The sequence below is a fragment of the Pseudomonas sp. Leaf129 genome (assembly GCF_001423465.1).
Lineage (GTDB): Bacteria > Pseudomonadota > Gammaproteobacteria > Pseudomonadales > Pseudomonadaceae > Aquipseudomonas > Aquipseudomonas coleopterorum.
On the sequence record NZ_LMOC01000006.1, the window covers coordinates 74,240 to 99,291 of the forward strand.

At 63.2% G+C, this 25,052-nt stretch carries 24 protein-coding genes; 5 read left to right on the forward strand and 19 right to left on the reverse strand.

The window, feature by feature from the left end:
* Positions 1 to 7: 7 nt before the first annotated feature.
* The 5 genes from ccmE to ccmA all read right to left on the reverse strand — a co-directional run bounded on the left by ccmE (position 8) and on the right by ccmA (position 2,744).
* Positions 8 to 451 (reverse strand): cytochrome c maturation protein CcmE, encoded by a 444-nt coding sequence (gene ccmE / locus ASF66_RS08465; RefSeq protein ID WP_049858765.1) that lies wholly within the window; start codon positions 449 to 451, stop codon positions 8 to 10.
* Complete coding sequence (gene ccmD, locus ASF66_RS08470) at positions 448 to 624, reverse strand: heme exporter protein CcmD (RefSeq protein ID WP_056843526.1); 177 nt, start codon at positions 622 to 624, stop codon at positions 448 to 450. Before ccmD ends, ccmE begins: the two co-directional genes overlap by 4 nt.
* Positions 621 to 1,385: a heme ABC transporter permease gene (locus ASF66_RS08475; RefSeq protein WP_177331298.1), complete on the reverse strand. Its 765-nt coding sequence runs from the start codon at positions 1,383 to 1,385 to the stop codon at positions 621 to 623. Before ASF66_RS08475 ends, ccmD begins: the two co-directional genes overlap by 4 nt.
* A 61-nt stretch (positions 1,386 to 1,446) precedes the next feature.
* Positions 1,447 to 2,115 (reverse strand): heme exporter protein CcmB, encoded by a 669-nt coding sequence (gene ccmB, locus ASF66_RS08480; protein ID WP_056843527.1) that lies wholly within the window; start codon positions 2,113 to 2,115, stop codon positions 1,447 to 1,449.
* Complete coding sequence (gene ccmA / locus ASF66_RS08485; RefSeq protein ID WP_056843528.1) at positions 2,112 to 2,744, reverse strand: cytochrome c biogenesis heme-transporting ATPase CcmA; 633 nt, start codon at positions 2,742 to 2,744, stop codon at positions 2,112 to 2,114. Before ccmA ends, ccmB begins: the two co-directional genes overlap by 4 nt.
* Positions 2,745 to 2,914: 170 nt before the next feature.
* On the opposite strand from ccmA, the gene fliK reads away from it, so the two are divergent.
* The 5 genes from fliK (at position 2,915) to ASF66_RS08505 (ending at position 10,646) form a co-directional block, all read left to right on the forward strand.
* Entirely contained in the window at positions 2,915 to 4,480 is a 1,566-nt protein-coding gene (fliK, locus tag ASF66_RS08490; RefSeq protein WP_056843529.1) for a flagellar hook-length control protein FliK, read from the forward strand.
* Entirely contained in the window at positions 4,477 to 4,797 is a 321-nt protein-coding gene (locus tag ASF66_RS08495; RefSeq protein WP_049858770.1) for an EscU/YscU/HrcU family type III secretion system export apparatus switch protein, read from the forward strand. Before fliK ends, ASF66_RS08495 begins: the two co-directional genes overlap by 4 nt.
* A gap of 186 nt (positions 4,798 to 4,983) precedes the next feature.
* The gene (locus ASF66_RS22895; RefSeq protein ID WP_236707080.1) at positions 4,984 to 5,904 is read left to right on the forward strand and encodes a dermonecrotic toxin domain-containing protein; all 921 of its coding nucleotides are present in this window, start codon (positions 4,984 to 4,986) and stop codon (positions 5,902 to 5,904) included.
* A 1,130-nt stretch (positions 5,905 to 7,034) separates the two neighbouring features.
* On the forward strand, positions 7,035 to 7,733 hold the full coding sequence (locus tag ASF66_RS22900; RefSeq protein WP_236707095.1) for a glycosyltransferase: 699 nt from the start codon (positions 7,035 to 7,037) through the stop codon (positions 7,731 to 7,733).
* 87 nt (positions 7,734 to 7,820) lie between these two features.
* Entirely contained in the window at positions 7,821 to 10,646 is a 2,826-nt protein-coding gene (locus tag ASF66_RS08505; RefSeq protein ID WP_056843530.1) for a dermonecrotic toxin domain-containing protein, read from the forward strand.
* Between the two features lie 44 nt (positions 10,647 to 10,690).
* Here the strand turns inward: ASF66_RS08505 and ASF66_RS08510 are convergent, their stop codons facing one another.
* The 14 genes from ASF66_RS08510 to flhA all read right to left on the reverse strand — a co-directional run bounded on the left by ASF66_RS08510 (position 10,691) and on the right by flhA (position 24,953).
* On the reverse strand, positions 10,691 to 11,083 hold the full coding sequence (locus tag ASF66_RS08510) for a DUF2802 domain-containing protein (protein ID WP_049858773.1): 393 nt from the start codon (positions 11,081 to 11,083) through the stop codon (positions 10,691 to 10,693).
* Positions 11,084 to 11,563 (reverse strand): chemotaxis protein CheW, encoded by a 480-nt coding sequence (locus ASF66_RS08515; RefSeq protein WP_049858774.1) that lies wholly within the window; start codon positions 11,561 to 11,563, stop codon positions 11,084 to 11,086.
* 40 nt (positions 11,564 to 11,603) lie between these two features.
* The gene (locus tag ASF66_RS08520) at positions 11,604 to 12,482 is read right to left on the reverse strand and encodes a CheW domain-containing protein (RefSeq protein WP_056843531.1); all 879 of its coding nucleotides are present in this window, start codon (positions 12,480 to 12,482) and stop codon (positions 11,604 to 11,606) included.
* The gene (locus ASF66_RS08525) at positions 12,482 to 13,270 is read right to left on the reverse strand and encodes a ParA family protein (protein WP_056843532.1); all 789 of its coding nucleotides are present in this window, start codon (positions 13,268 to 13,270) and stop codon (positions 12,482 to 12,484) included. Before ASF66_RS08525 ends, ASF66_RS08520 begins: the two co-directional genes overlap by 1 nt.
* Positions 13,271 to 13,319: 49 nt before the next feature.
* Positions 13,320 to 14,204: a flagellar motor protein MotD gene (gene motD, locus ASF66_RS08530; RefSeq protein ID WP_056843533.1), complete on the reverse strand. Its 885-nt coding sequence runs from the start codon at positions 14,202 to 14,204 to the stop codon at positions 13,320 to 13,322.
* A gap of 11 nt (positions 14,205 to 14,215) precedes the next feature.
* Complete coding sequence (locus ASF66_RS08535) at positions 14,216 to 14,956, reverse strand: flagellar motor protein (RefSeq protein WP_049858778.1); 741 nt, start codon at positions 14,954 to 14,956, stop codon at positions 14,216 to 14,218.
* Positions 14,956 to 16,104: a protein-glutamate methylesterase/protein-glutamine glutaminase gene (locus tag ASF66_RS08540; RefSeq protein ID WP_056843534.1), complete on the reverse strand. Its 1,149-nt coding sequence runs from the start codon at positions 16,102 to 16,104 to the stop codon at positions 14,956 to 14,958. The genes ASF66_RS08535 and ASF66_RS08540 overlap by 1 nt, the downstream gene beginning before the upstream one ends.
* 16 nt (positions 16,105 to 16,120) lie before the next feature.
* Positions 16,121 to 18,346 (reverse strand): chemotaxis protein CheA, encoded by a 2,226-nt coding sequence (locus ASF66_RS08545; RefSeq protein WP_056843535.1) that lies wholly within the window; start codon positions 18,344 to 18,346, stop codon positions 16,121 to 16,123.
* A gap of 58 nt (positions 18,347 to 18,404) precedes the next feature.
* Complete coding sequence (locus ASF66_RS08550; RefSeq protein WP_049858781.1) at positions 18,405 to 19,193, reverse strand: protein phosphatase CheZ; 789 nt, start codon at positions 19,191 to 19,193, stop codon at positions 18,405 to 18,407.
* A 19-nt stretch (positions 19,194 to 19,212) separates the two neighbouring features.
* Positions 19,213 to 19,587, reverse strand: a complete 375-nt coding sequence (locus ASF66_RS08555; protein ID WP_090362272.1) for a chemotaxis response regulator CheY — start codon at positions 19,585 to 19,587, stop codon at positions 19,213 to 19,215.
* A gap of 213 nt (positions 19,588 to 19,800) precedes the next feature.
* Positions 19,801 to 20,547 (reverse strand): RNA polymerase sigma factor FliA, encoded by a 747-nt coding sequence (fliA, locus tag ASF66_RS08560; protein WP_236690444.1) that lies wholly within the window; start codon positions 20,545 to 20,547, stop codon positions 19,801 to 19,803.
* Complete coding sequence (gene fleN / locus ASF66_RS08565) at positions 20,541 to 21,374, reverse strand: flagellar synthesis regulator FleN (RefSeq protein WP_043186074.1); 834 nt, start codon at positions 21,372 to 21,374, stop codon at positions 20,541 to 20,543. Before fleN ends, fliA begins: the two co-directional genes overlap by 7 nt.
* Before the next feature lie 118 nt (positions 21,375 to 21,492).
* A complete protein-coding gene (flhF, locus tag ASF66_RS08570) occupies positions 21,493 to 22,812 on the reverse strand; it encodes a flagellar biosynthesis protein FlhF (protein ID WP_056843536.1) in 1,320 nt (439 codons plus the stop codon).
* Between the two features lie 11 nt (positions 22,813 to 22,823).
* A complete protein-coding gene (flhA, locus tag ASF66_RS08575) occupies positions 22,824 to 24,953 on the reverse strand; it encodes a flagellar biosynthesis protein FlhA (RefSeq protein WP_049858971.1) in 2,130 nt (709 codons plus the stop codon).
* Positions 24,954 to 25,052 lie beyond the last annotated feature (99 nt).

Genomic DNA, 25,052 nt, shown 5'->3' on the forward strand with positions numbered 1-25,052 from the left:
GCACCGATCATTGTGAAGCTCCCATTCGGCCGGAATCCTTCAAGGCCTTGGTGACCTCCGGCGGCATGTATTTTTCATCGTGCTTGGCCAGTACCTCATCCGCCTCTACGACGCCGTCAGCGTTCAAGGTGCCCAGAGCGACGATGCCCTGCCCTTCGCGAAACAGATCGGGAAGGATCCCACGGTAGGTAATCGTGACGCTGTGCTGAAAATCGGTGACCACGAAGCGCACATCCAGCGAGTCGCCGGAGCGTTGCAGCGAGCCCTTTTCGACCATGCCACCGGCGCGAATGCGCGTGCCCGTCGGCGCCTCGCCATTGGCGATCTGCGTTGGCGTGTAGAACAGGTTGATGTTCTGCTGCAATGCGCCAAGGGCCAGTCCGACGGCCAGGGCGACGCCGGCCACCAGGGAGAGGATCAGCGTCAGGCGTTTGCGCCGTTGCGGTTTCACGGTCGGCCCTCCCGGCGCAGGCGTCGCGCCTCTTGTTGCAGATAGCGTCGCCGGGCCAGCAGCGGCCCGACCACGTTGACGATCAGTACCAGCAGGCACAGGCCATAGGCCGACCAGACATAGACGCCATGGCGGCCCATGCTCAGAAACTCGGCGAACGAAGTGAAGCTCATGGACCGACCCTCGGTTTCAGTTCACCGGCCAGGTATTCCTGAACCCAGCGGCTGCGAGCCTCGCGCCGGAGCACTTCCAGGCGCATGCGCAGCAGCAGTGCCGCACCGAAGAAACAATAGAAACCCAGGACCGTGAGCAACAGCGGCAGCCACATCTGCGCGGGCATCGCCGGTTTTTCGGTCAGGCTGAAGGTGGCGCCCTGGTGCAGGGTGTTCCACCACTGCACCGAGTACTTGATGATCGGAATGTTGACCACGCCGACGATGGCCAGCACCGCGCAGGCCTTGGCCGCGTTCTCGCGATTGTTGATGGCCTGGCCCAGGGCAATGAGCCCCAGGTACAGAAACAGCAGGATCAGCATGGACGTCAGGCGCGCATCCCACACCCACCAACTGCCCCAGGTCGGCTTGCCCCAGATGGCGCCGGTGGCCAGCGCCAGCACAGTCATCCAGGCGCCCACGGGGGCGGCGCATTGCAGTGCGACGTCGGCGATCTTCATCTTCCAGACCAACCCGACTACACCGGCCAGGGCCATCATCACGTAGCAGGACTGGGCAAGCATGGCCGCAGGCACGTGGATGTAGATGATGCGAAAGCTGTTGCCCTGCTGGTAATCCGGCGGAGCGAAGGCCAGGCCCCACACCACACCTGCACCGATGAGCAACGCCGCCGCCAGGCCCAGCCAGGGCAGCAAGCGCCCGCTCAGGGCATGGAACGCCTTGGGCGAGCCGAGCTTGTGAAACCACGTCCAGTTCATCACCTTGTTCTTCATGACCCCGTATTCAAAAGCATGAGCCGGTCGCACACCCGGCCTCGTCCGTTCATTCGCCGACACTGATCTTGAGCCCGGCCGCGATCGCGAAGGGCGCCAGGGTCACGGCCAGTGCCGTCAGGCTGCCCAGCCACAACAGGTAGCCAGCGGTCGGCAGCTGCTGCAACGACGCCTGCAGCGCGCCACTGCCCAGAATCAGCACCGGGATGTACAGCGGCAACGTCAGCAAGGCCAACAACAGACCACCGCGCTTGAGCCCGACGGTCAGCGCCGCCCCCACCGCGCCCAGCAAGCTGAGCACCGGCGTGCCGAGCAGCAACGAGGCCAGCAGCACCGGCAGGCATCGTTCAGGCAAGCCGAGCATCAGGGCCAGCAGCGGTGAAACCAGCACCAGCGCCAGCCCGGAGAACGCCCAGTGCACCAGCACCTTGGCCAGCACCAGCACTGGCAATGGGTGTTCGGACAGCACCCATTGCTCGAGCGAGCCGTCTTCCAGATCACTGCGAAACAAGCCGTCGAGCGACAGCAGCACCGCCAGCAACGCGGCCACCCACACCAGGCCTGGGGACAGACTTCGCAGCAGCTGCATCTGCGGTCCGACGGCCAGCGGGAACAGCGCAACCACGATGGCGAAAAACACCAGAGGATTGGCCAGCTCTGCGGGTCGCCGACACAGCAGTCGCGCCTCGCGCTTGAGCAACAGGACGAAGACACTCATGCCGCGTTCGCATCCAGTTCCAGTCGCCGGTAGCGATTCGGCGTCTGCCCCAGCACATGGTGTGTGGTCAGCACCACCATGCCGCCTCGCTCGCAGTGATCGACCAGGTGCTGCTCCAGCTGCTCGACCGCCTGCGCATCGAGCGCGGTGAAGGGTTCGTCGAGAATCCATAACGGCGGGCTGGGCAGATACAGACGGGCCAACGCCACGCGGCGCTGCTGACCCGCGGAAAGCATACGGCACGGCACGTCTTCGAAGCCGCGCAGACCGATCGCCGCCAAGGCCGTCCAGATCTGCTCTCGACTGGCGGGCGTATGCAGCGCACAAAGCCAGGCGAGGTTTTCCTCTGGGCTGAGGGCATCCTTGATACCCATCGCATGGCCGATCCACAGCAGCTGACCGCCACGCTCGCTGCGCTGCGCGGGCAGCGCCGGGCTGGCAAAGACGACCTGCCCATCGGCGGGCTGCATCAGCCCGGCCAGCAGGCGCAGCAGACTGGTTTTGCCACAGCCGTTGGGTCCCCCTACCTGCAGCATGTCGCCTGCAGCCACCTGGACCTGCAGATGCTCGAACAGCAGGCGCCCATCGCGGTCGCAGGCAAGATCGGTGGCGTGCAGGTATGGGGTCAAGAATCCGCCTCATCGGGTTCGGTCGCAGGTAACGGCACCGTGCCGCACTCAAGTTTCGCAGGGCAAGGCCGCTATACTCCCATGGCGCTGTGTAGCAGAGCCGGCCGCCGTGGCCGCGCATTATACATGCGCAGTCTCTGCCCAAGGGCGTAACCGACACAGGTTTCATCATGCCTGACCTGATCAGCAACCTCGCCGCGCTTCCCACCGCCAGCGGTGCCGCGCGCGTCAGTGCGTCGAACACCGAGACGGTGAAGATCACCCAGCCCCTGGACAGCCTGCTGGCCCTGGGCGAGACGGTCGATGCCGAAGTGGTGTCGGTCAAGGCCGGCGCGCAGGACTTTCAGTTGGTGTTGCGCCTGAGTCTGGGCGGCGGCGGCGTGGCGACGATCACCGCCAGCAGCCTGCAGCCCGTGCCCCAAGGCACTGCATTGCTGGTCTCGCACCTGGCCGGTGGCGCGGCGCTGGTCACCACCCAGGAGCGCGGCAATAACGCACCGGTGACCCTGACGCGCATCGACACCCAGGCCCTGCCGGTCGGCACGCTGTTGCAGGGCAAGGTCAGCAGCAGCCAGATGCTGCCGCAGATCGCCGGGCAACCGGCGGTGTACAAAGCGATGGTGACCTTGCTCAACACGGCCCAGGCCGGCAACATTCTGGCCATCGAGAGCCCCCAGCCACTGCGCCTGGGCAGTCTGCTCAGCGCCCAGGTGATGAGTGACCAGAGCCTGAATTTCGTGCCCTTGAGCGGGCGCATGGACCAGTTGGCCGTGGCCCAGCAACTGGGGGCCCAGCAAGCCCGGCAGGGTTCGCTCGACAGCCTGCTGAGCCTGGTGCAGAACCTGAGCCAGAACCCCGATATGGCGCCGCCGACCCGCGCCGGCCTGGAACGCCTGTTGGCCAGCCTGCCGGATGTGCAGCAGATGGCCGATCCGAAAACCGTCGCTCAGGCCGTGGTCGCCAGCGGCGCGTTTCTGGAAGCCAATCTGCTCAACGGACAACCGGCCCCCGATCTCAAGTCGGCGCTGCTGCGCCTGATGGCGCAGATCGCGCCGGGCGCGCTGCCCAATCCGGCGGCACAACCGGCGGTGGCGGCCAATGTCCTCGCTCAGGTCTTGCCGGGCCGGGTGCGCAATGCCCTGAATGCCTGGGGGCAGGTCAGCGAAAAGACCGTGCCGGTGAGCTTCCCCCTGCCCGCCCGTACCGCGCAGAAAGGCGAAGGCGAAGACGACCTCGAACACCTGCTGCGCCTGGCCGGTGCAGCGGTGGCGCGGCTGCAGAGCCATCAGCTCGCCGGTCTGGAGCAAACCGGGCGCACCCCCGATGGGGCCACGCAGACCACCTGGCAACTGGAAATTCCCATGCGCCATCTGCACGACTTCATCCCGCTGCAGGTCAAGGTGCAACGCGAAGACCCGCCACCGGACCAGCAGCCCCCTGACAAGAACGAGCCCAGGCCCGCCCAGGAAAAGATCTGGCGGCTGGACCTGGCCTTCGATCTGGACGCACTGGGCCCGCTCCAGGTGCAGGCGCAACTGGCCCACGGCAGCCTGTCCAGCCAACTGTGGGCACAGCGTCCGGCTACCGCCCTGCTGATCGAGAACCAACTGGACAATTTGCGCCAGCGTCTGCAAGCCACCGGCTTGAACGTGGCTGATCTGCAATGCCATCAGGGCAGCGCACCGCAAGGTGCACGGACGCGACTGGAGCAACGCTGGGTGGACGAAACCGCATGAGCGAACGAGCCCCGCGCCAAGCCATCGCCCTGCGCTACGACGGCCAGAAGGCCCCTACCCTTACCGCCAAGGGCGACGATGAGCTGGCCGAAGCGATCCTGGCGATGGCCCGCGACTATGAAGTGCCGGTTTACGAAAATGCCGAGCTGGTGAAGATGCTCGCACGCATGGAACTGGGCGACAGCATCCCCCACGAGTTGTATCTGACCATCGCAGAGATCATTGCCTTCGCCTGGCACCTGCAGGGCAAGACCCCTGCCGGGTTCGAGCTTGCGCCCGCGCCGAGCGAGCGCGACATCACCCCCAAGGCCCCGTAGCACCTGGGCCTTGGGGCTTTTCCAAGGCTTTGGACCAAGCCTGCGTCCGGCGTCTCCGAGGCCCTCCCGAGACCGGTTCCCCGGCCACACCGGCAGCCGCTGCCCTACATAGTTACCACGTCCCTTGGCTGCGCCAACCGAATCATGGCCTGGCACGACTTTCCGTGCCTACAGAGGAATACCGCCATGACTTCCCGATTCATCAGCGCGCAAGGCGTTCAAACCGTCCGCGACTCCCTCAAGGATTACCCCCGGCCCGACCGCGCCGCCGCCGACGCGGTGCGCGCGTGGGCCTTGAAGCAGGGCCTGAACCTGAACCCGGACAACGTCGATGCCGTTACCCTGCACTACCAAATCAAGGGGCAACGCTGCATCGCCCGTGTCGTGCAGAAGCTCACCCTGACTCAGGCACTGTTGTCCAACTGGCAGGGCGAGTCGGACAACAACCTGATCGGCGCTGCGCTGCACGAGGCCTGGGCGGGCCATCCACCGCCTTATCCGATCACCCTGGTCGACCACCTGGACGAACACAGCCTGTTCGACAACAGCGCCGAGTACCTGGTGTACAACGGCCTCTATCGGCAGGTCAGCCCGGCAAGCTATGACGCGGCGCACCATGTGCGCCTGGGCGCCGAGGCGTTTCAAAGCTTCATCTGGCACCTGGACTTCCACAAACCCTACAAGCAGATGCTTAAGACCTACTGGAAAGACGGGCTGCAGGCGTACCGCGATGCGGCCAAGGTCAATTTCATCGCCGCCTGCAACATGCAGATCAGCGAAGCCAGCCTCTCCGATGCCGGCCGCGTCCTGGCCTGGCAGGTCGCCGGCCTGCTGCCGCGTCCACATGGCGTACACGTCGCCTGTCTGAACATCTACGGTTATGTCGCCACCAACCTGTTGTGCCTGAAGAACGACGAGACCGGGCTGACCCTGCTTTACATCCCTGGCAACAGCGCGCCGTTCCACGAGTTCACCGACGAATCGTCAATGGCACGCTGGGTGGCCGAGAGTGCTGGCACCCACGTACCCGTCAAGCGCTGGAAGACCATTTTCCACCCGGTGACGAGGCCGATACGCTGGGCTTCAGCGGACTCAATACCGCGCTGACGGGGCTGGGCCTGTACCCCGGCTATCACCATTTCGATCCTGACAAGCATCCCGGTTTCGCCACCAGCGGCCTGTGGGTGCCGCACGACACGGTCAATTACCGGACCAGCAAATACAGCCCGCCCATCGAAGGCGACCTGTTCATGGCCATGGCTCGCCATCAGAAGAAGCGCAGCGAGCAGGATGCCGAGTTCATCATCAACACCGACAGCTCGGTGACCAAGGAAAAATGGCGCGGTTATTTCACCTCCGCAATCAATACCCTGGCACCGATTGCGATGGTGGTGCCGGAACTGGCGCCGATCTTTGCCCTGGGCGGCATCGTTCAACTGGGCCTGGGTCTGGATCGGGCGATCAACGGCAAAACCCTGGAGCAGCGCGCAGCAGGCGCGGACGATGCCATCTGGGGCCTGCTCAACGCGACGCCCCTGCTGCACGTGCAGATCCCGGAACGGCCGGCCATCTTCCGTTTCAAGCGACCCGAGTTCGTCATCCCGGCACGCATCAATGGTCAGATCGGCTACCCCTTGAGCCCGGTCCAGCCGCCACACCTTCCACCGATCGAACCGATTCTGGAGGAGGCCTTCAGCCTGCCCACCGCCGTGGCACCCGTCGCCGAAGCGCCTCGAGACATCGCCGATGCAGTGATCAGAGTGCCAAGCTACAGTGGCAAAAAAGATGTTCTGGAATGCGAAATCGGTGGCTATGTGGCCGACGTCCATTACGACATCGAATATAACGCCTTCGTCCACAGCTCGGACCTCAACGAGATCGAACCGCCCTACTACATCGCACCGCGGCCCGGTGAACGGTCACTGACGCGCTTGAAGGACGTCGACCGCCCGGTTACCGATGCCCAGCGCATGGAGACCCTGCAGGGCCTGGGGGTCGATTTGATATTGCCCATGAGTCTTGGCGAGTTGCGGCCGCCGGCGATGAAACCCATTCCCAAGCAGATCTCCTGCATCTGGGTGGGCGACAAGGTGATCAGTCAGCCGCTCCTGGAGAATGTAGGGCGCAATGCGGCCTTGTTGCGCGAAAGCGATTACGTGTATCGCATATACCTCTCCACGGCCTCGCCCGAGGTCTATGCGCGCAATGTCGAGTTACTGGCCCAGCACGCGCCGTCCATGCAGGTCCTGCCGCTTGAATCTCAGCCGCTCTATGCTGAGTTCAAACAAAGCCGCTACTACCGTCAATACAAGGCTGCCATCGACGGCAATGGCGGCGTGGGTACCAATTTCGCGTCGGCATCGGATGTGCTGCGTTATCGAGTGCTTTACAGCGAAGGCGGGCTGTACATGGACATGGATGACAGCATTCTGCGGCCTGGGCAGCGAACGCCGCTCGGGCAGCCCGCCGAGTCCATCGACGCGGTGCCTCTGCAGACCTCGAACAGAGGCTTGATTCTGTCCGTGCCGATGTCAAACGAAACCCTGGGCATGAACATCCAGTATGGCAACAGCATGATCGGCAGCCACGCAGGCAACCCGACCTTGAATGCGATATCGGACACCATGCTGGAACGCTTCGAGGCACAACCGGATTTCTATGACAGCCGTCCGGATCCGCGCCAGGATCTGGCGGGTTTCCATCGCTATGCCATCGACTTGAACCATATCAGCGGCCCTGGCGCTCTCAACGATGCCATCACTCACCGGCTACTCGAGCTGGCGCAGTTTCGCGAAGTGTGGAATATCTCGGCACTGCCGATAAGGGACAACACGGGTGTGCTCGACTGGTCCGGGTTCCGCGAAGCCTATCAGGCACTGACCCCGCTGAACCGGTTTTCCCAGGTCGGCAGCAATTTGAGCTGGGCGCACACCTGATTGATACCTCCCCTACATAATCACCGCGCTCGCGGTTGTCCATAACGCCACCCTCCAAGGCCTCTACAGCAGGCCTTGGAGCCTTTCATGCACGCCAACACTCCCGCTATCAACGCCCACGCCGTCGCCTTCGCACGCGCGCTCGCACCCGAACTGCCGCGGCCCGACCATTGCGCTGCCGCAGCCCTGACCCAGTGGGCCAAACGCTGCGGCATGATCCTGGATCCCGACCAGATCGACGTTGTCACGCTGCACTACCAGCAGCATCGGGGTATCTGGCAGGCCGTCGTGGTCCAGCACCTGTCCCTGACCCAGGCACTGATCGAAAACTGGCAAGGCGAATCGACCAACAACCTCTTCGGCGCCCTCCTGCATTCACCCTGGGCTGGACACCCACCGCCAACGCCGCTGCTGATCACCGATAAACTGCACAGCCGCGCTGCACCGCAATACGGTCAGGATTACCAGGTGTTCAACGGCCTGTACCGACGTACCCATCCAATGCGGTACGACGCCGGCAACCGCCTGAACCTGCCCGCCGAAAGCTTGCAGGCATTCATCTGGGAGCAGGACTTTCACACGCCCTACAAACAGACACTGGATGCTTTCTGGCGCGAACATTTCCAGGCCTATCGCAAGGCAGCTTTGCTGGATTTCATGGCCGCGAGCAACCGTCAGGCCATGCAAGGCAGCCTGTCGGCTGTCGGCCAGCGGCTGACCTGGCAAGTGGCAGGCCTGGTGCCCCCGCCACGCTGGTCGGATTACGGCCGAACGGCGCAGACTCGCTCGGTCATGCGCGTGGCGCCGCTGAACATCTATGGCTATCCGGCCACGGATATTCTGTGCATGAGCAATGCGCACACCGGCCTGACCGTGCTGTACATCCCCGGCAATAGCGCGCCGTTGCACGAGTTCGTCGACGAGCCCTGCATGAAGGTGTGGATCGCCGAGCAGTGCCGGGATGCCGCCAAACGTGAGGCCTTGCAGGCCCATTTCGCGCCACGCGATGTGGACGACGGCCTGAGCTTCAGCGGTTTGGCCACGGCTCTGCGCGGACTGGGGCACTACCCTGACGCTGATCGCCTGCCTGACAGCCACGCCGGTTTCGCCACCAGCGGCGTCTGGCATCCGCAGTCCACCATCAACTACAAGCCCGACAAACACAGTCCTGCGATTACCGGCGATGTCTTCACCGCGCTGACCAAGCGTCAGCAGAAGCGCTGCTATCAGGACGCCGACTTCATCATCACCCGTGATCGCGACGTGGAAAAAGCACAGTGGCGGCACTACTTGAGTTCGGCCATCAACACACTGGCGCCGCTCGCCTGCATCGTGCCGGAACTCGCGCCGCTGTTCGCGGTGGGAGGGTTCGCGCAGTTCGGGCTGGCGCTGGACGCCACGATACAGGCCAAAACCCTGGAGCAGCGCGTGGAAGGCGCCGAAGGCCAGGTCTATGGTCTGCTCAATGCGTTGCCGATGTTGCACATGGCGACGCTCAAGGCGTCGATCTTTCGCTTCGAAGATCCCGCCATGGTGCCGGCCTACGAGCCGCAGGATTTCGTGCCGCCACGCAAAATCAACGGTCAGATCGGCTACCCCTTGGGCCCCACCGCACCGCCGCGCCTGCCGGTCTTGTCGGCAGACGAGCTGAAAGCGTTCTTTTCATTACCCTCCCATGTCGAGCCGCTGCCCGGAGGCGACAATCGAATCGGCGAAGCGGTCATCCGCCTGCCCAAATACGACGGGGGCTACGACGTTCTGGAAAGCCAGGTGGATGGCTACCTCACCTCACTGGCCTGGGATGTGGAAACCAACACCTTCGTACCGCGTTCGGGCTTGAACGACGTGGAGCCACGTCATCTTCAGGCGCCAGCACAGGGTCGCCAGATGGTGGACGTGGCGGCGCCAGCCACTGCCAGCCTGAAGCAGCGAGAAGATACCCTGCTGGCCCTCGGTGTGGACCTGAAACTGCCCGTCAATCTCAGCGATCTGAAACCTGAAGGTGGCACGCCGATTCCGAAGAAGATTTCCTGCGTATGGGTAGGCAACAAGGTTATCGGACCTGAAATCCTGGAAAACCTGGGTAACAACGCGGCCATCGTCAAAAACTCTGCCTATGACTACCAGCTGTACCTGACCCAGACAGACCCGCAGGTCTACGCGCAGAATGTCGAACGACTGGCCCGCCACGCCCCGGGCCTGAAGATCCTCGCGCTGGAACAGCAGCCGTTCTATACCCAGTTCGCCGACAGCCAATACTTCGCCCAATACCAGGCCGCACTCGATGGCAACGGCGGCGTGGCCACCAACTATGCGTCGGCCTGCGACGTGTTGCGTTATCGCCTGCTGCAGGCCGAAGGCGGCGTGTACATGGATGTGGATGACAACCTGCTGCGGCCGGGCCAGCGGGCCGAATACGAAGGCGTTGCTTTCGGTGCGCCCGCCGTACATCTCGACGAAGCACGGTTGTTGGCGACACCCGAAGGCCTGGTGCTGTCAACGCCCGTGTCCAATGAACTGATGGGCATGCGCCATGAATTCAACAACAGCTTCATCGGCAGCCATGCCGGCAATCCGACGCTGGATGCAATCAGTGACGAGATCCACGCACGGTATCAAGCCAACCAGGATTTCTATCACAGCCGCCCGGACCGGGAAGCCGACCCGCAGGCCTTTGCCCAACATGCTCGACGGCTGAGCTACATGACCGGCCCCCGGGTGTTGAACGACATCATCCAGACACGCCTACCGTACCTGAAGGTGTTGGCGCAGCTGCGCAACTTTGCCGTGTGTCCGACCGTGAATGGGCATTTGATCGCGGAAAAATCCGCCATCGGCGAGGCGTTCAGGCAGTGCCTGCCGTTGGACTCCATCGGGATGGTACGCGGCAGCCTGAGCTGGGCCTCTACCTGACAGGAGCGCTGCGAGCACACCGCGATTGCACCGGGCTGGGCGAATCAACCGCGGTGCAGCTTGCTCATGAGTTCGGCCTCGGCCTGAGTCAGGCCGCAAGCCTGGGTCAGCTCATCCACCGAAGCGCCCATGGCCACCAACTTGCCAGCTTGGGCAAACGACAAGCTGCCCGGGTCGCGTTGCTCGAGTTGCGCCAGCTTCTCGGGCAGCGGTCCGACCACCGCGCGCAGTTCGTGCAGCGCTTCGCCCAGACGCACGTTGAGGTTCTGGTAGTCATCCAGGCGCTTGGTCAGCTCGCGCAGCCGCTGATCACGCAGCGCGTCGCCGGCCGCCTGCTCGGCGGCCAACAGGCGCTGGCTTTTCTGATAGGACAGAAACAATGACACCGTTCCGACCCACAGCACTGCCAGCAGGACTACCGCGACCTCGAAGATCACTCAGATATTCTCCAGCTCGGACCACTCTTCTTCGGACATCATCTTGTCCAGCTCTACCAGAATCAGCAACTCGCCGTTCTTGTTGCACACGCCCTGGATGAACTTGGCCGACTCGTCGTTACCGACGTTGGGCGCGGTCTCGACTTCGGACTGGCGCAGGTAGACGACCTCGGCGACGCTGTCGACCAGAATCCCCACGACTTGCTTGTCGGCCTCGATGATGACGATGCGCGTATTGTCGCTCACATCGCTGGACTGCAAACCGAACCGCTGGCGCGTATCGATCACCGTGACCACGTTGCCACGCAGGTTGATGATGCCCAGCACGTAGCTGGGTGCACCGGGCACCGGCGCGATTTCGGTGTAGCGCAACACCTCCTGCACCTGCATCACATTGATGCCGTAGGTTTCATTGTCCAGACGGAAGGTGACCCATTGCAGAATCGGATCTTCGGAACCTTGGGCAGACGACTTCTTCATGCTACTAACCCCTCAAATGCCTTGACGGCGGCGTGTTCATTCAATGCTTTATGACCGTGTTGGTGCTGCTGGTGGCAGGCTTGCCCGGCGCCGAGTCGACCGCGCGCAGATGCCGCGCGCCGCCACTGGCGATCAGTTCCGCCAGCTCGGCGACGTCCAGAAGCGCGCACATGTGTTCGATGACCGTTCCTGCCAGCCATGGGCGCTGGCCGCGCTGGCCGCGCCACTTGATCTCGCTGGGGTCCAGCCGCAGCGAGCGACTGACCTGATGCACGGCCAGGCCCCACTCGTAGCCCTGTACCGAAATGACGTACTGCAAGCCTTCGCGAAAGTCATCGCGGTAGCGGTCGGGCATGACCCAGCGCGCGGTGTCGAGCACCTTCAGGTTGCCGCTGTTGCTGGGCAGGATGCCGAGAAACCAGTCAGGCTGGCCGAACAACGGCGTCAGGGTCTGACCGGCCAAGGCGTAGATCGAGCCCAGGCACACCAGCGGTACGGCCAGGGTCAACCCGGCCACGTCGAACAGCAGGCACTCGAACGGCTCGGCCGCCCAAGTGGGACGGCCATCGATCGCTGCCAGCAACGGCCGTGTGGTGGCAGTCGGCAGATGGACGTCGGCCACGGGCGAGACGCGTTCGGGCTCGGCGGTGGACAACGGATCGGCGACCGGCATGGGTATTGGCGCTGACTGCAATGGCACTGGTTCTGGTTCCGGTACCGGTTCGACGGCTGAAGCTGGCGTCGACTGCAGACTGAGGGCGTCGCGCGCCTGCTCCTCGAGCACGGCGGCCTGGAATTCGTCGAGACGGTCCAGGCTGGGCTCCGGTTCGAGTGCTTCGGTGGCTTCGTGCAACAGGCTGTCCAGATAGGACTGCAAGGCCACCTGCGGCCGCTGGGCAATATCGACGGGACGGTTCATCAGGCTACCTGCGCGACAAGTTGTTGAGCCAGCAAGTGCTTGAGCAAGGCACGGTAGGCGACTACGCCGCGGCTCTTGCCGTCGAAGCGCGAGGGTGTCTGTCCGGCCCGGCTGGCATCGCGCAGACGGGTGTCGACCGGGATGTAGCCCGGCCACAGATGTTGCGGGTAATCGTCGCGCAGGGTGCGCAGGGTGCTCAGCGATGCCTGGGTACGACGGTCGAACAGAGTCGGGATGATGCTGTACGGCAACGCGTGGCGCCGCGAACGGTTGATCATGGTCAAGGTGCTGACCATGCGTTCCAGGCCCTTGACTGCCAGATGCTCGGTCTGTACCGGAATCACCAACTGCTGGCTGGCCGCCAAGGCGTTGACCATGAGCACACCCAGCAACGGTGGGCTGTCGATCACGGCATAGTCGAAATCCTGCCACAGTTGCGCCAGCGTCTTGGCGATCACCAGGCCAAGCCCGCTCTGCCCTGGCTGTTGCCGCTCCAGCGTGGCCAGTGCGGTACTCGACGGCAGCAGCGATACGTTGGTTTCACTGGTCGGCAGCAGCAACTGGTGAGCGAGGCCTGCGGGCACCGCGCCCTTGTGCAGGAACAGATCGAAACAGCTGTGCGCCAGCTCGTCCGGATTGTGCCCGAAATAACTGGTCATCGAGCCGTGTGGATCGAGATCGACCACGACCACGCGCTTGCCTGCCTCGGCCAGCAAACCCGCCAAGGCGATCGAGGTCGTGGTCTTGCCGACCCCGCCTTTTTGATTGGCTACTGCCCAGACTCTCATGATGGTGGTTTCCCCTCGGTCAACAGCCACCGAGACAGTGATGCTTCATTTATGGGCCGGGCGGCGGACTTTTGACAGAGCCAGCCGCCGACGGCGCGTTTAGCGGCGTCAGTGCAGTTTGTGTGCCAGCACGACGCAACGCCGCGTCCGGCTGCGCATTGGCACTGCCTGAACTGGTGATGCTGCGACGTACGTCCAGGTTGCGTGAAATGACCAGCACCACCCGACGGTTGCGCCCTCGCCCATCGGCGGTGGCATTGTCGGCCACCGGCTGGAACTCGCCATAGCCCACCGCAGCCATGCGCCGTGGGTCGATCCCCTCCAAGGCCATCATGCGCACGATACTCGCCGCCCGTGCGGTCGACAGCTCCCAGTTGGTCGGGTACTGCGCCGTGCTGATGGGCTGATTGTCGGTGAATCCCTCGACATGCACCGGGTTGTCGAAAGGCTTGAGAATGGTCGCGACCTTGTCGATGATCGAAAACGCCATGTCGCTGGGCATCGCATCGCCGCTGCCGAACAGCAGGCTGGACTTGAGCTCGATCTCGATCCACAGCTCGTTGCCGCGGACCGTCAATTGATCCGAGGCGATCAGGTCACCGAACGCCTGACGCACATCGTTTGCGATGGTCTGCAGCGGATCGGCCGCCTCGCCGATGGCCGCTTCCGACTGTTCGCTGTCGGTCACCAACGGCTGCGCCGGACGGGTCGTCAAGGGTCGCTCCTCGCCGATCGGAATCGGCCGGATGCTGCGGTCCGGGTCATTGAAGACCCCGACCAGCGCTTGCGAGAGCACCTTGTACTTGCCTTCGTTGATCGACGAGATCGAATACATCACCACGAAGAACGCGAACAGCAAGGTAATGAAATCGGCGTAGGACACCAGCCAACGCTCATGATTCTCCGGCTCTTCAACGCGACGACGACGGGCCATGGCTTGCTCTCCTAGTCGAGGTAGCCTTGCAGCTTCATTTCGATGGAACGCGGGTTCTCGCCCTCGGCGATGGATAGCAGCCCTTCGAGCAGCATTTCCCGATAGGCCGCCTGACGCTGGGCCAATGCCTTGAGCTTGTGAGCCACCGGCAACAGCAGCAGGTTGGCGCTGGCCACGCCATAAATGGTCGCCACGAACGCCACGGCAATACCATTGCCCAGCTGGCTGGGATCGGCCAGGTTGCCCATGACGTGGATCAGCCCCATGACGGCGCCGATGATGCCAATGGTAGGCGCATAGCCACCCATGCTTTCGAACACTTTGGCCGCTTGCAGATCGCGGGTTTCGCGGTTGTACAGATCGACTTCGAGAATGCTGCGGATGGTTGCCGGTTCGGCGCCATCGACCAGCAGCTGCAAGCCCTTGCGGGCATAGTCGTCGGGCTCGGCTTCGGCGCTGGCTTCGAGGCCCAGCAAGCCTTCCTTGCGCGAGACCAGGCTCCAGTTCACGACGCGATCGATACCGCCGGCCATGTCGATCCGGGGCGGAACGAGGATCCAGCGGACATTGTGCAAGGCCCGCTTGAACGCGCTCATGGGCGACTGGATCAGCGCCGCAGCCAATGTTCCCCCAACCACGATCAGCGCCGCCGGACCGTTGAGCAGAGCCGACAGGTGGCCGCCTTCGAGAAAGTTACCACCAATGATGGCGACGAACGCGAGGATGATCCCGATCAGGCTCAAGACATCCATCAGCCGCACGCCTCGACCAAGTGCCGACCGATGTCGTCGAGGCTGTAGACGGCGTCGGCCAGGCCGGCCTTGACGATGGCCATGGGCATGCCATAGATGACGCAACTGGCTTCGTCCTGGGCCCAGATCTGACTGCCGCCCTGCTTGAGCAGACGCGCGCCCTCTCGCCCGTCGGCGCCCATGCCGGTGAGTACCACCGCCAACACCTTGTCGCCGTAGGACTTGGCTGCCGAGCCGAAGGTGATGTCCACGCACGGTTTGTAGTTCAGCCGCTCGTCACCCGGCAGGATCTTCACCGCGCCACGGCCGTCGATCATCATCTGCTTGCCGCCGGGCGCCAGCAAGGCCAGCCCGGGACGCAACACGTCACCGTCTTCGGCTTCCTTGACGATAATCCGGCACAGTTTGTCGAGCCGCTCGGCGAAGGCCCGGGTGAAGGCGGCCGGCATGTGCTGGACCAAGACGATGGGCGTTGGAAAATGCGCAGGCAGTTGGGTGAGCACACGCTGCAGGGCCACTGGCCCGCCGGTGGAGGTACCGATGGCCACCAGCTTGTAGGGCTTGCGCCGCGGCGTCGCGCTGCTGGCCGTCGGCGCCGGGGCACGTGCAGGCGTGGCTGGCGCGCTCGTGGCAGGCGATGGTGACCGGCTTGGCGCTGGCCGCGAAGAAGCCACTGCGGTGCTGGAACCTGGCGTGACCGCAGGCGCGGCCGTCGCAGCGGGCGCCGTGAAGTGCGCGCCCAGACGGCGGTTGCTGCGCGAGAGCGTATGGACCTTCTCGCAGAGCATCTGCTTGACCTTCTCGGGGTTGCGAGAAATGTCTTCGAAGTTCTTCGGCAGGTAATCCACTGCCCCCGCGTCGAGGGCGTCGAGGGTCACCCGCGCGCCTTCGTGGGTCAGCGAGGAAAACATCAATACCGCAGTGGGACAACGTTGCATGATGTGACGCACGGCGGTGATGCCGTCCATCATCGGCATCTCGTAGTCCATGGTGATCACATCAGGCTTGAGCGCCTGGGCCTGATCGATCGCTTCACGGCCATTGGTGGCGGTCCCGACCACCTGAATGGTGGGGTCCGACGAGAGAATTTCCGAGACGCGACGGCGGAAGAAACCAGAATCATCCACCACCAGGACCTTGACTGCCATAAACACTCCACTACGATCAGATACGCCGCGCGGCGTAGCGCTTGAGCATGCTCGGTACATCGAGGATCAAGGCTATTCGGCCGTCCCCGGTGATGGTCGCGCCGGACATGCCGGGCGTACCTTGAAGCATCTTGCCCAATGGCTTGATCACCACTTCTTCCTGGCCGACCAATTGGTCCACCACGAAGCCGATGCGCTGGGTGCCCACCGACAGGATGACCACATGCCCCTCGCCCTGCTCCTCGTGAGCCGCAGACTTCACCAGCCAGCGCTTGAGGTAGAACAACGGTAGCGCCTTGTCGCGCACGATGACCACTTCCTGGCCGTCGACGACGTTGGTGCGCGAGAGGTCCAGGTGGAAGATCTCGTTGACGTTGACCAGTGGGAAAGCAAACGCCTGGTTGCCCAGCATCACCATCAGCGTTGGCATGATGGCCAGGGTCAACGGCACCTTGATGACGATCCTGGAACCCTGGTCCTTGGCCGAGAAGATGTTGATCGAGCCATTGAGCTGGCTGATCTTGGTCTTGACCACGTCCATGCCCACGCCGCGGCCCGACACGTCGGAGATTTCCGTCTTGGTGGAGAAACCCGGGGCGAAGATGAGGTTGTAGCAGTCCGATTCGCTCAGTCGGTCGGCCGCGTCACGGTCCATCAGGCCCTTTTCCACGGCCTTGGCGCGCAGAACGGCAGGGTCCATGCCCTTGCCGTCGTCGCTGATCGACAACAGGATGTGGTCACCCTCCTGCTCTGCCGACAATACCACCCGACCGCCGCGCGCCTTGCCACTGCGCTCACGCTCTTCGGGCGTTTCGATGCCGTGATCGACGGCGTTGCGCACCAAGTGCACCAGCGGGTCGGCCAGGGCCTCGACCAGGTTCTTGTCGAGGTCGGTTTCTTCACCGACCAGCTCCAGGTTGATTTCCTTCTTCAACTGCCGGGCCAGATCGCGGACCAGGCGCGGGAAGCGTCCGAAGACTTTCTTGATAGGCTGCATCCGCGTCTTCATGACGGCGGTTTGCAGGTCGGCCGTCACCACGTCGAGGTTGGACACCGCCTTGGACATGGCCTCGTCGCTGCTGTTGGCACCCAGGCGGACCAGGCGGTTACGCACCAGCACCAGTTCGCCGACCATGTTCATGATTTCGTCGAGGCGCGCGGTATCGACGCGCACGGTCGTCTCGGCTTCGGTGGCGACCGGTTTCTCGGCCACCGGCGCACGTGCCGGAGCGGCCTCGGCCTTGCGCGGGGCTGCAACCGGCGCCGCTACGGCAGAAGTCGGCTGAGCGTCGGGCAGGCTGGCAACATCGCTGAACTTGCCCTTGCCGTGCAGCTGGTCGAGCAATGATTCGAATTCGTCGTCGGTGATGTTATCGCTTACCGGAGCCGGGGCTTGCACCTGCGCAGGCGGTTGCGGCTTGACCGCATCGGCCGTGAACGCACCCTTGCCATGCAGCTGGTCGAGCAGCGCCTCGAACTCGTCGTCGGTGATCTCGTCACCAGGCGCCGCTGCGGTGGTCGATGGTGTCACTGCTTCGGAGGCCGGCGCACCAGAGGGTCCTGAGGTAACAGGTGCTGCGGTGGTGGGCGCCAGCGCGTCGACGGCGAACTGACCTTTGCCATGCAACTGATCGAGCAGCGACTCGAATTCGTCATCGGTGATTTCGTCGCTGATCGGACCATCGGGCACGCCCGCGGTCGGCGTGGTAGCCTGCGCCTTGGCCGCACCCAAAGAATCGAGCAATTGTTCGAACTCGTCATCGGTGATGTCGTCGCTCGGCGCCGAGGCCGGTGCAGCCACCGGTGCCGCCACGGGCGGTGCAACCGCCACTGCGGGTGCTGCGACGGCCACTGCCGGCTCGGCCAGACGCGCGAGAGCGTCGAGCAGCTGCGCACTGGCCGGCGTGACCGGGGCGCGCTCGCGCACCTCGGCGAACATGCCATTGACCGCGTCCAGGGCTTCGAGCACAACGTCCATGAGCTCAGAGTCAACCCGGCGCTCACCCTTGCGCAAGATGTCGAAGACGTTTTCGGCGATATGGCAGCACTCCACCAGCTCGTTGAGCTGGAGGAAGCCGGCGCCGCCTTTTACAGTGTGAAAACCGCGAAAAATTGCGTTGAGCAAGTCGGCATCATCGGGACGGCTTTCCAGCTCGACCAGTTGTTCGGACAGTTGCTCGAGAATTTCGCCGGCCTCTACCAGGAAATCCTGAAGGATTTCTTCGTCGGCGCCGAAGCTCATGTGGATGCTCCCTGGAATACGTGATTAACGGTCAACACAGTCAGACGCAGGCGGTGGCCTAGAAGCCCAGACTGGACAGCAGATCGTCGACATCGTCCTGACCGGATACGACGTCTTCACGTTTATCGGCATGAATCTGCGGACCTTCACCCTTGGCGGGATGTTTTTCTTGATCTTTTTCGGCACGAAGCTTTTCGTGGTCGTGCTGGATGCCGGCGAAGCGGTCCACCTGGCTGGCCATCAGGACCAGTTTGAGCAGATTGCTTTCCACTTCGGTGACCAACGCGGTGACGCGCTTGATGACCTGGCCGGTGAGGTCCTGGTAATCCTGTGCCAGCACGATGTCGTTGAGGTGGCTGGCCACTTCACGATTGCCCTGCTCGCTGCGGGTCAGGAATCCGTCGACCCGGCGGGCCAGTTCGCGGAACTCGTCGGCGGCCACTTCGCGGCGCATGAAGCGCTGCCAGTCGGCGCTCAAGGCGCTGGCCTCGGTGCTCAGGGTATTGAGCACTGGCGTGCTCTGCTCGACCAGGTCCATCGTCCGGTTGGCCGCGCTCTCGGTCAGGCGCACCACGTACGACAGGCGTTCGGTCGCGTCGGTGATCTGCGACACCTCTTCAGCCTGGGGAATGGTCGGATCGATCTGGAAACTGACGATGGCGCTGTGCAGCTCGCGGGTCAGCTTGCCGACTTCCTGATACAAACCGCGATCGCGGGTCTGGTTCAGTTCGTGAATCAATTGCACCGCTTCACCGAATCGGCCTTTTTCAAGGCTGTCGACCAGCTCGACGGCGTGTTTCTTCAGGGTCGACTCGAAGTCCCCCAACGTGCTTTGTTTGTGGTCCATTGCGCCCCCATTGCAGACTTCAGCTATTGACGCGCTCGAAAATCTTTTCGATTTTTTCTTTCAGCACTTGCGCAGTGAAAGGCTTGACCACATACCCGTTGACCCCGGCCTGGGCGGCTTCGATGATCTGCTCGCGCTTGGCCTCGGCAGTCACCATGAGCACCGGCAGGTGCTTGAGGCGGTCGTCGGCGCGCACCTGGCGCAGCAGATCGATGCCCGACATGCCCGGCATGTTCCAGTCGGTGACGAGGAAATCGAAGTTGCCGCTGTGCAACATCGGCAAGGCGGTGTTGCCGTCATCGGCCTCGGCGGTGTTGGTGAAGCCCAGGTCACGCAGCAGATTCTTGATGATGCGCCGCATCGTCGAAAAATCGTCGACGATGAGGATTTTCATGTTCTTGTCCAATTAGACCTCCAGCAGTCTTGAACACGCCCAGCCCCTGAGCGTGCATAACAATCGAATTCGCCTGAGCCACTTGTCGCTGCAGATCGCCTACACGCTCTACGCCTGCAGGCCTCTTCGCGGGCAGAGCCCGCTCCCACATAGGTCGAGACTGTGGGAGCGGGCTCTGCCCGCGAAAAAGCCCGCACCGATCTCGCCGTTCCTTCAGCGTGCCCGCCACTCTCCCAAGCGCCCGCGCAATCGCGCTGCGCACTGGCTGTGCAACTGGCTGACGCGCGATTCGCTAACGCCCAGCACCTCGCCGATTTCCTTGAGGTTCAGCTCTTCGTCGTAATACAGCGACAGCACCAGTTTCTCGCGCTCGGGCAGGTTGGCGATGGCCTCGGCCAGCGCGCCCTGGAAGCGCTCGTCCTCCAGATCCCGCGAGGGCTCCAGCGAACCGCTGGCGCCGTCTTCGTGCAGCCCCTCGTGTTCGCCGTCCTGCAGCAGATCGTCGAAACTGAACAGGCGGCTGCCCAAGGTATCGTTCAGAATCCCGTAGTAATCATCCAGACTCAGATTGAGTTCGGCCGCAATCTCGTGATCTTTAGCGTCGCGACCGGTTTTTGACTCGATTCGGCGAATGGCATCACTGACCATACGGGTATTGCGGTGTACCGAACGCGGTGCCCAGTCACCCTTGCGCACCTCGTCGAGCATCGCACCGCGGATACGGATACCGGCATAGGTCTCGAAACTGGCCCCTTTGCTCGAATCGTACTTTGTCGAGACTTCCAGCAGACCGATCATGCCGGCCTGGATCAGGTCTTCGACCTGCACGCTGGCCGGCAGTCGCGCCAGTAGGTGATAGGCGATGCGCTTGACCAGCGGCGCATACTGCTCGATCAGCTGATGCTGCTGCGAGTCGCGCGACGCCTTGCTGTACATACGGTATCCGCTGGCGCTCATGATACGGGCCCTGCACTGGTTTGCTGCACCAGGCGTTCGACGAAGAACTCCAGGTGGCCGCGGGGATTGGCCGGCAACGGCCAGGTGTCTACCTTCTGCGCGATGGCCTTGAAGGCCAGCGAGCATTTGGAGCGGGGAAACGCCTCGTAGACAGCGCGCTGCTTCTGCACGGCCTTGCGCACCGACTCGTCGTACGGCACGGCGCCGACGTACTGCAGGGCCACGTCGAGGAAGCGGTCGGTCACCTTGGTCAGCTTGGCGAACAGGTTGCGGCCTTCCTGAGGGCTCTGCGCCATGTTGGCCAGGACCCGGAAGCGGTTCATGCCGTAGTCGCGGTTGAGCAGCTTGATCAAGGCGTAGGCATCGGTGATCGAGGTCGGCTCGTCGCACACCACCAGCAGCACTTCCTGGGCCGCGCGCACGAAACTCACCACGGAGTCGCCGATGCCGGCAGCGGTGTCGATGATCAACACGTCGAGGTTGTCGCCCACGTCACTGAAAGCCTGGATCAAGCCTGCGTGCTGGGCCGGGGTCAGGTGCACCATGCTCTGGGTACCTGACGCGGCCGGCACCACGCGAATGCCGCCGGGCCCCTGCAACATCACGTCGCGCAATTCGCAGCGACCTTCGATCACATCGGCCAGGGTGCGCTTGGGGGTCAGGCCCAGCAGCACGTCGACGTTGGCCAGGCCAAGGTCGGCGTCCAGCAACATGACCCGACGGCCGAGTTCGGCCAATGCCAGGGACAAGTTCACTGACACATTTGTCTTGCCGACGCCGCCTTTGCCGCCGGTCACCGCGATCACCTGTACGGGATGCATGCTGCCCATGTTCGTTCTTTACCTTGTCTAGACCGAGGCCACACCAGTGGCTGCCAGTTCGATTGCTCGAGTATTTCCTGGCAACCCTACGATGCAGGAAGATTGTGCTTGCCTAACGTTCTTCACCTCAGCCAACTCGCTTGTCGGGGCTGTGGTAGAGACCCGCGAACATATCGGCCATGGCCTCTTCGCTGGGCTCTTCTTGCATCTGCACGCTCACCGCACGGCTGACCAACTGATGCCGGCGTGGCAGATGCAAGTCGTCGGGAATGCGCGGCCCATCGGTAAGATAGGCAATCGGCAGTTCCTGACTGATGGCCAGGCTCAGCACTTCGCCGAGACAGGCCGTTTCATCGAGTTTGGTCAGGATGCACCCGGCCAGACCGCAACGTTTGTAGCTATGGTAGGCCGCGGTCAGCACCTGCTTCTGGCTGGTGGTCGCCAGGACCAGGTAGTTGCGGGCGTTGATCCCGCGTCCGGCCAGGCTTTCGAGCTGCATGCGCAGGGCCGGATCGCTGGCCTGCAGGCCGGCGGTGTCGATCAATACCACGCGCTTGCGCAGCAGCGGCTCCAGGGCCTGTACCAATGACTGGCCCGGATCCACCTGAGTCACCGAAACGTTGAGAATGCGACCCAGGGTCTTGAGCTGTTCCTGAGCACCGATGCGAAAACTGTCCATGCTCACCAGAGCCACGCTCTGCGAGCCGTACTTGAGCACATAGCGTGCCGCCAGCTTGGCCAGTGTGGTGGTCTTGCCCATCCCCGCCGGGCCGACCATGGCGATCACGCCACCTTCTTCGAGCGGTTCGACGTCCGGCGTGCGAATCATACGCGCCAAGTGCGCCAGCAGCATCCGCCAGGCCTGCCGTGGCTCGTGAATTTCACTGGTCAGGCTGAGCAGTTCGCGAGCGATCGGACCAGACAGGCCGATGCGCTGCAAGCGCCGCCAGAGATTGGCCTGGGCCGGCTTGCTGCCCTGCAGCTGCGTCCAGGCCAGGGAGCCCAACTGCACTTCGAGCAACTGGCGCAGACCGTTGAGTTCCGAACGCATGGAATCGAACACGCGCTGGTCGACGGCGGGCTGAGGCGCCGGTGCTGGCTGGGCACGCGCTGGCTCTTCGCGACGCGGCTCCACCAACGGCTCGGCGGCGGTCAACGGCAGACCGGCGACCAGTTGACGATTGGTGGCGGCGTCGGTCTCGCCACGGGTGCTCAGTTCGGCCTGGGCAGAAACGATGCGCGACTGGGTCTTGCGCAGCTCTTCTTCCAATTCCAGGTTGGGTACGCGCGGGGCCAGGGCCGACAGCTTGTAGTCCAGCGCAGCGGTCAGCTCGACGCCGCCGGCAATGCGACGGTTGCCGATGATGGCAGCGTCGGCACCCAGCTCATCGCGGACCAATTTCATGGCCTGACGCATGTCGGCGGCGAAAAATCGCTTCACTTGCATAACCCACTACCTCAGCCGTTGGGCCCTACTGTCGCTACGATGGTGACTTGCTTGTTATCAGGGATTTCCTGATAGGCCAGTACGTGAAGGTTGGGGATCGCCAGGCGACCGAAGCGTGACAGCATCGCGCGGACCGGACCGGCCACCAGCAGTATCACCGGTTGGCCCTGCATCTCCTGCCGCTGCGCCGCATCGATCAGGGATCGTTGCAGCTTTTCCGCCATGCTCGGTTCCAGCAAAACGCCTTCTTCCTGACCCTGACCAGCCTTCTGCAGACTATTGAGCAATATCTGTTCCAACCTTGGTTCCAAGGTGATAACTGGCAGCTCCGGCTCAACGCCTACAATGCTTTGCACGATTGCACGGGACAAACCGACCCGTACGGCCTGGACCAGCGCGGCGGTATCTTGACTCCGGTGACCGTTGTTGGCGATTGCTTCGGCGATGCTGCGGATGTCGCGCACAGGCACCTGTTCGGCCAACAGTGCCTGCAACACCTTGAGCAGCGAGGACAGCGAAAGGATTCCCGGCACCAGCTCTTCAGCCAGCTTGGGCGAGCCTTTTGCCAGAACTTGCAGCAATTGTTGCACTTCTTCGTGACCGATCAGCTCGTGGGCGTGCTTCTGCAGAATCTGATTCAAATGCGTGGCCACTACCGTACTGGCATCGACCACGGTGTAGCCCAGGGACTGCGCCTGGCTGCGCAGGTTGACGTCGATCCATACCGCATCCAAGCCGAACGCCGGATCCTTGGCGGTGATGCCGTTGAGCGAGCCGAACACTTGACCCGGGTTGATCGCCAGTTCGCGATCCGGGTAGATCTCGGCTTCGGCCAGGATCACGCCCATCAGCGTCAAACGATAGGCGCTAGGAGCAAGGTCAAGGTTGTCGCGGATATGAACCGTCGGCATCAGGAAACCGAGGTCCTGGGACAGCTTCTTGCGTACACCCTTGATCCGCGCCAGCAACTGCCCACCCTGGTTGCGGTCCACCAGGGGAATCAGGCGATAGCCGACTTCCAGGCCGATCATGTCGATGGGCGTCACATCGTCCCAGCCTAGCTCCTTGGTTTCCTGGGTACGCGTCGGCGATGGCAGCAGCTCCTGCTGACGCTGCACTTCGGCCAGAGCCTGGACCTTGACGTCGTTCTGCTTCTTCCACAACAGGTAGGCGGCGCCACCGGCGATGGCACCCAGGGTAATGAAGGCCAGGTGCGGCATGCCAGGCACCATGCCCATGATGGCCATCAGCGCGCCGGAAACGGCCAGCGCCTTGGGCGAGGCGAACATCTGCCGCTGGATCTGCTTGCCCATTTCCTCTGAGCCCGAGGCACGGGTGACCATGATCGCGGCTGCGGTGGAGAGCAGCAGCGAGGGCAACTGCGCCACCAGGCCGTCACCGATGGTCAACAGGGCATACACCTTGCCCGCTTCGGCGAACGGCATGTTGTGTTGCAGCATACCCACCAGCATGCCGCCGATCAGGTTGATGAAGAGGATCAGCAGGCCGGCGATGGCGTCGCCGCGGACGAATTTGCTGGCACCGTCCATCGAGCCGTAGAACTCGGCCTCGGCCGCCACTTCGCCGCGACGCGCCTTGGCCTGGTTCTGGTCGATGAGGCCGGCGTTGAGGTCGGCGTCGATGGCCATCTGCTTGCCGGGCATGGCGTCCAGGGTGAAACGCGCGCTCACTTCCGAGATACGCCCGGCGCCCTTGGTGACCACCACGAAGTTGATGATCATCAGGATGGCGAACACCACGATACCGACGATGTAGTTACCGCCGATCACCACTTCACCGAAGGCCTGGACCACCTTGCCCGCAGCGGCGTGGCCTTCCTGGCCGTGAAGCATGATCACCCGCGTCGACGCCACGTTGAGCGCCAGGCGCAGCAGCGTGGCCACCAGCAGGATGGTCGGGAACACGGCGAAATCCAGCGGCCGCAGGGCGTACACGCACACCAGCAGGACGACGATGGACAAGGCGATGTTGAAGGTGAAGAAGACGTCGAGCAGCAGTGCCGGGATCGGCAGCATCATCATCGCCAGCATCACCAGCAACAGCAGCGGCACCCCAAGGTTGCCGCGGCCAAGGCCGACGATGTTGCTGCGAGCGGTGTTGATTAATTGAGAGCGATCCACCGGCATTCCCCACTTCCCCAAGCGAACTTTTGACGCGCCAGGCGTCCTGCCAGGGGGCAGTGCAAGAAGGGGTCCAACTTTTGGCGGAAGGGGTTAAAG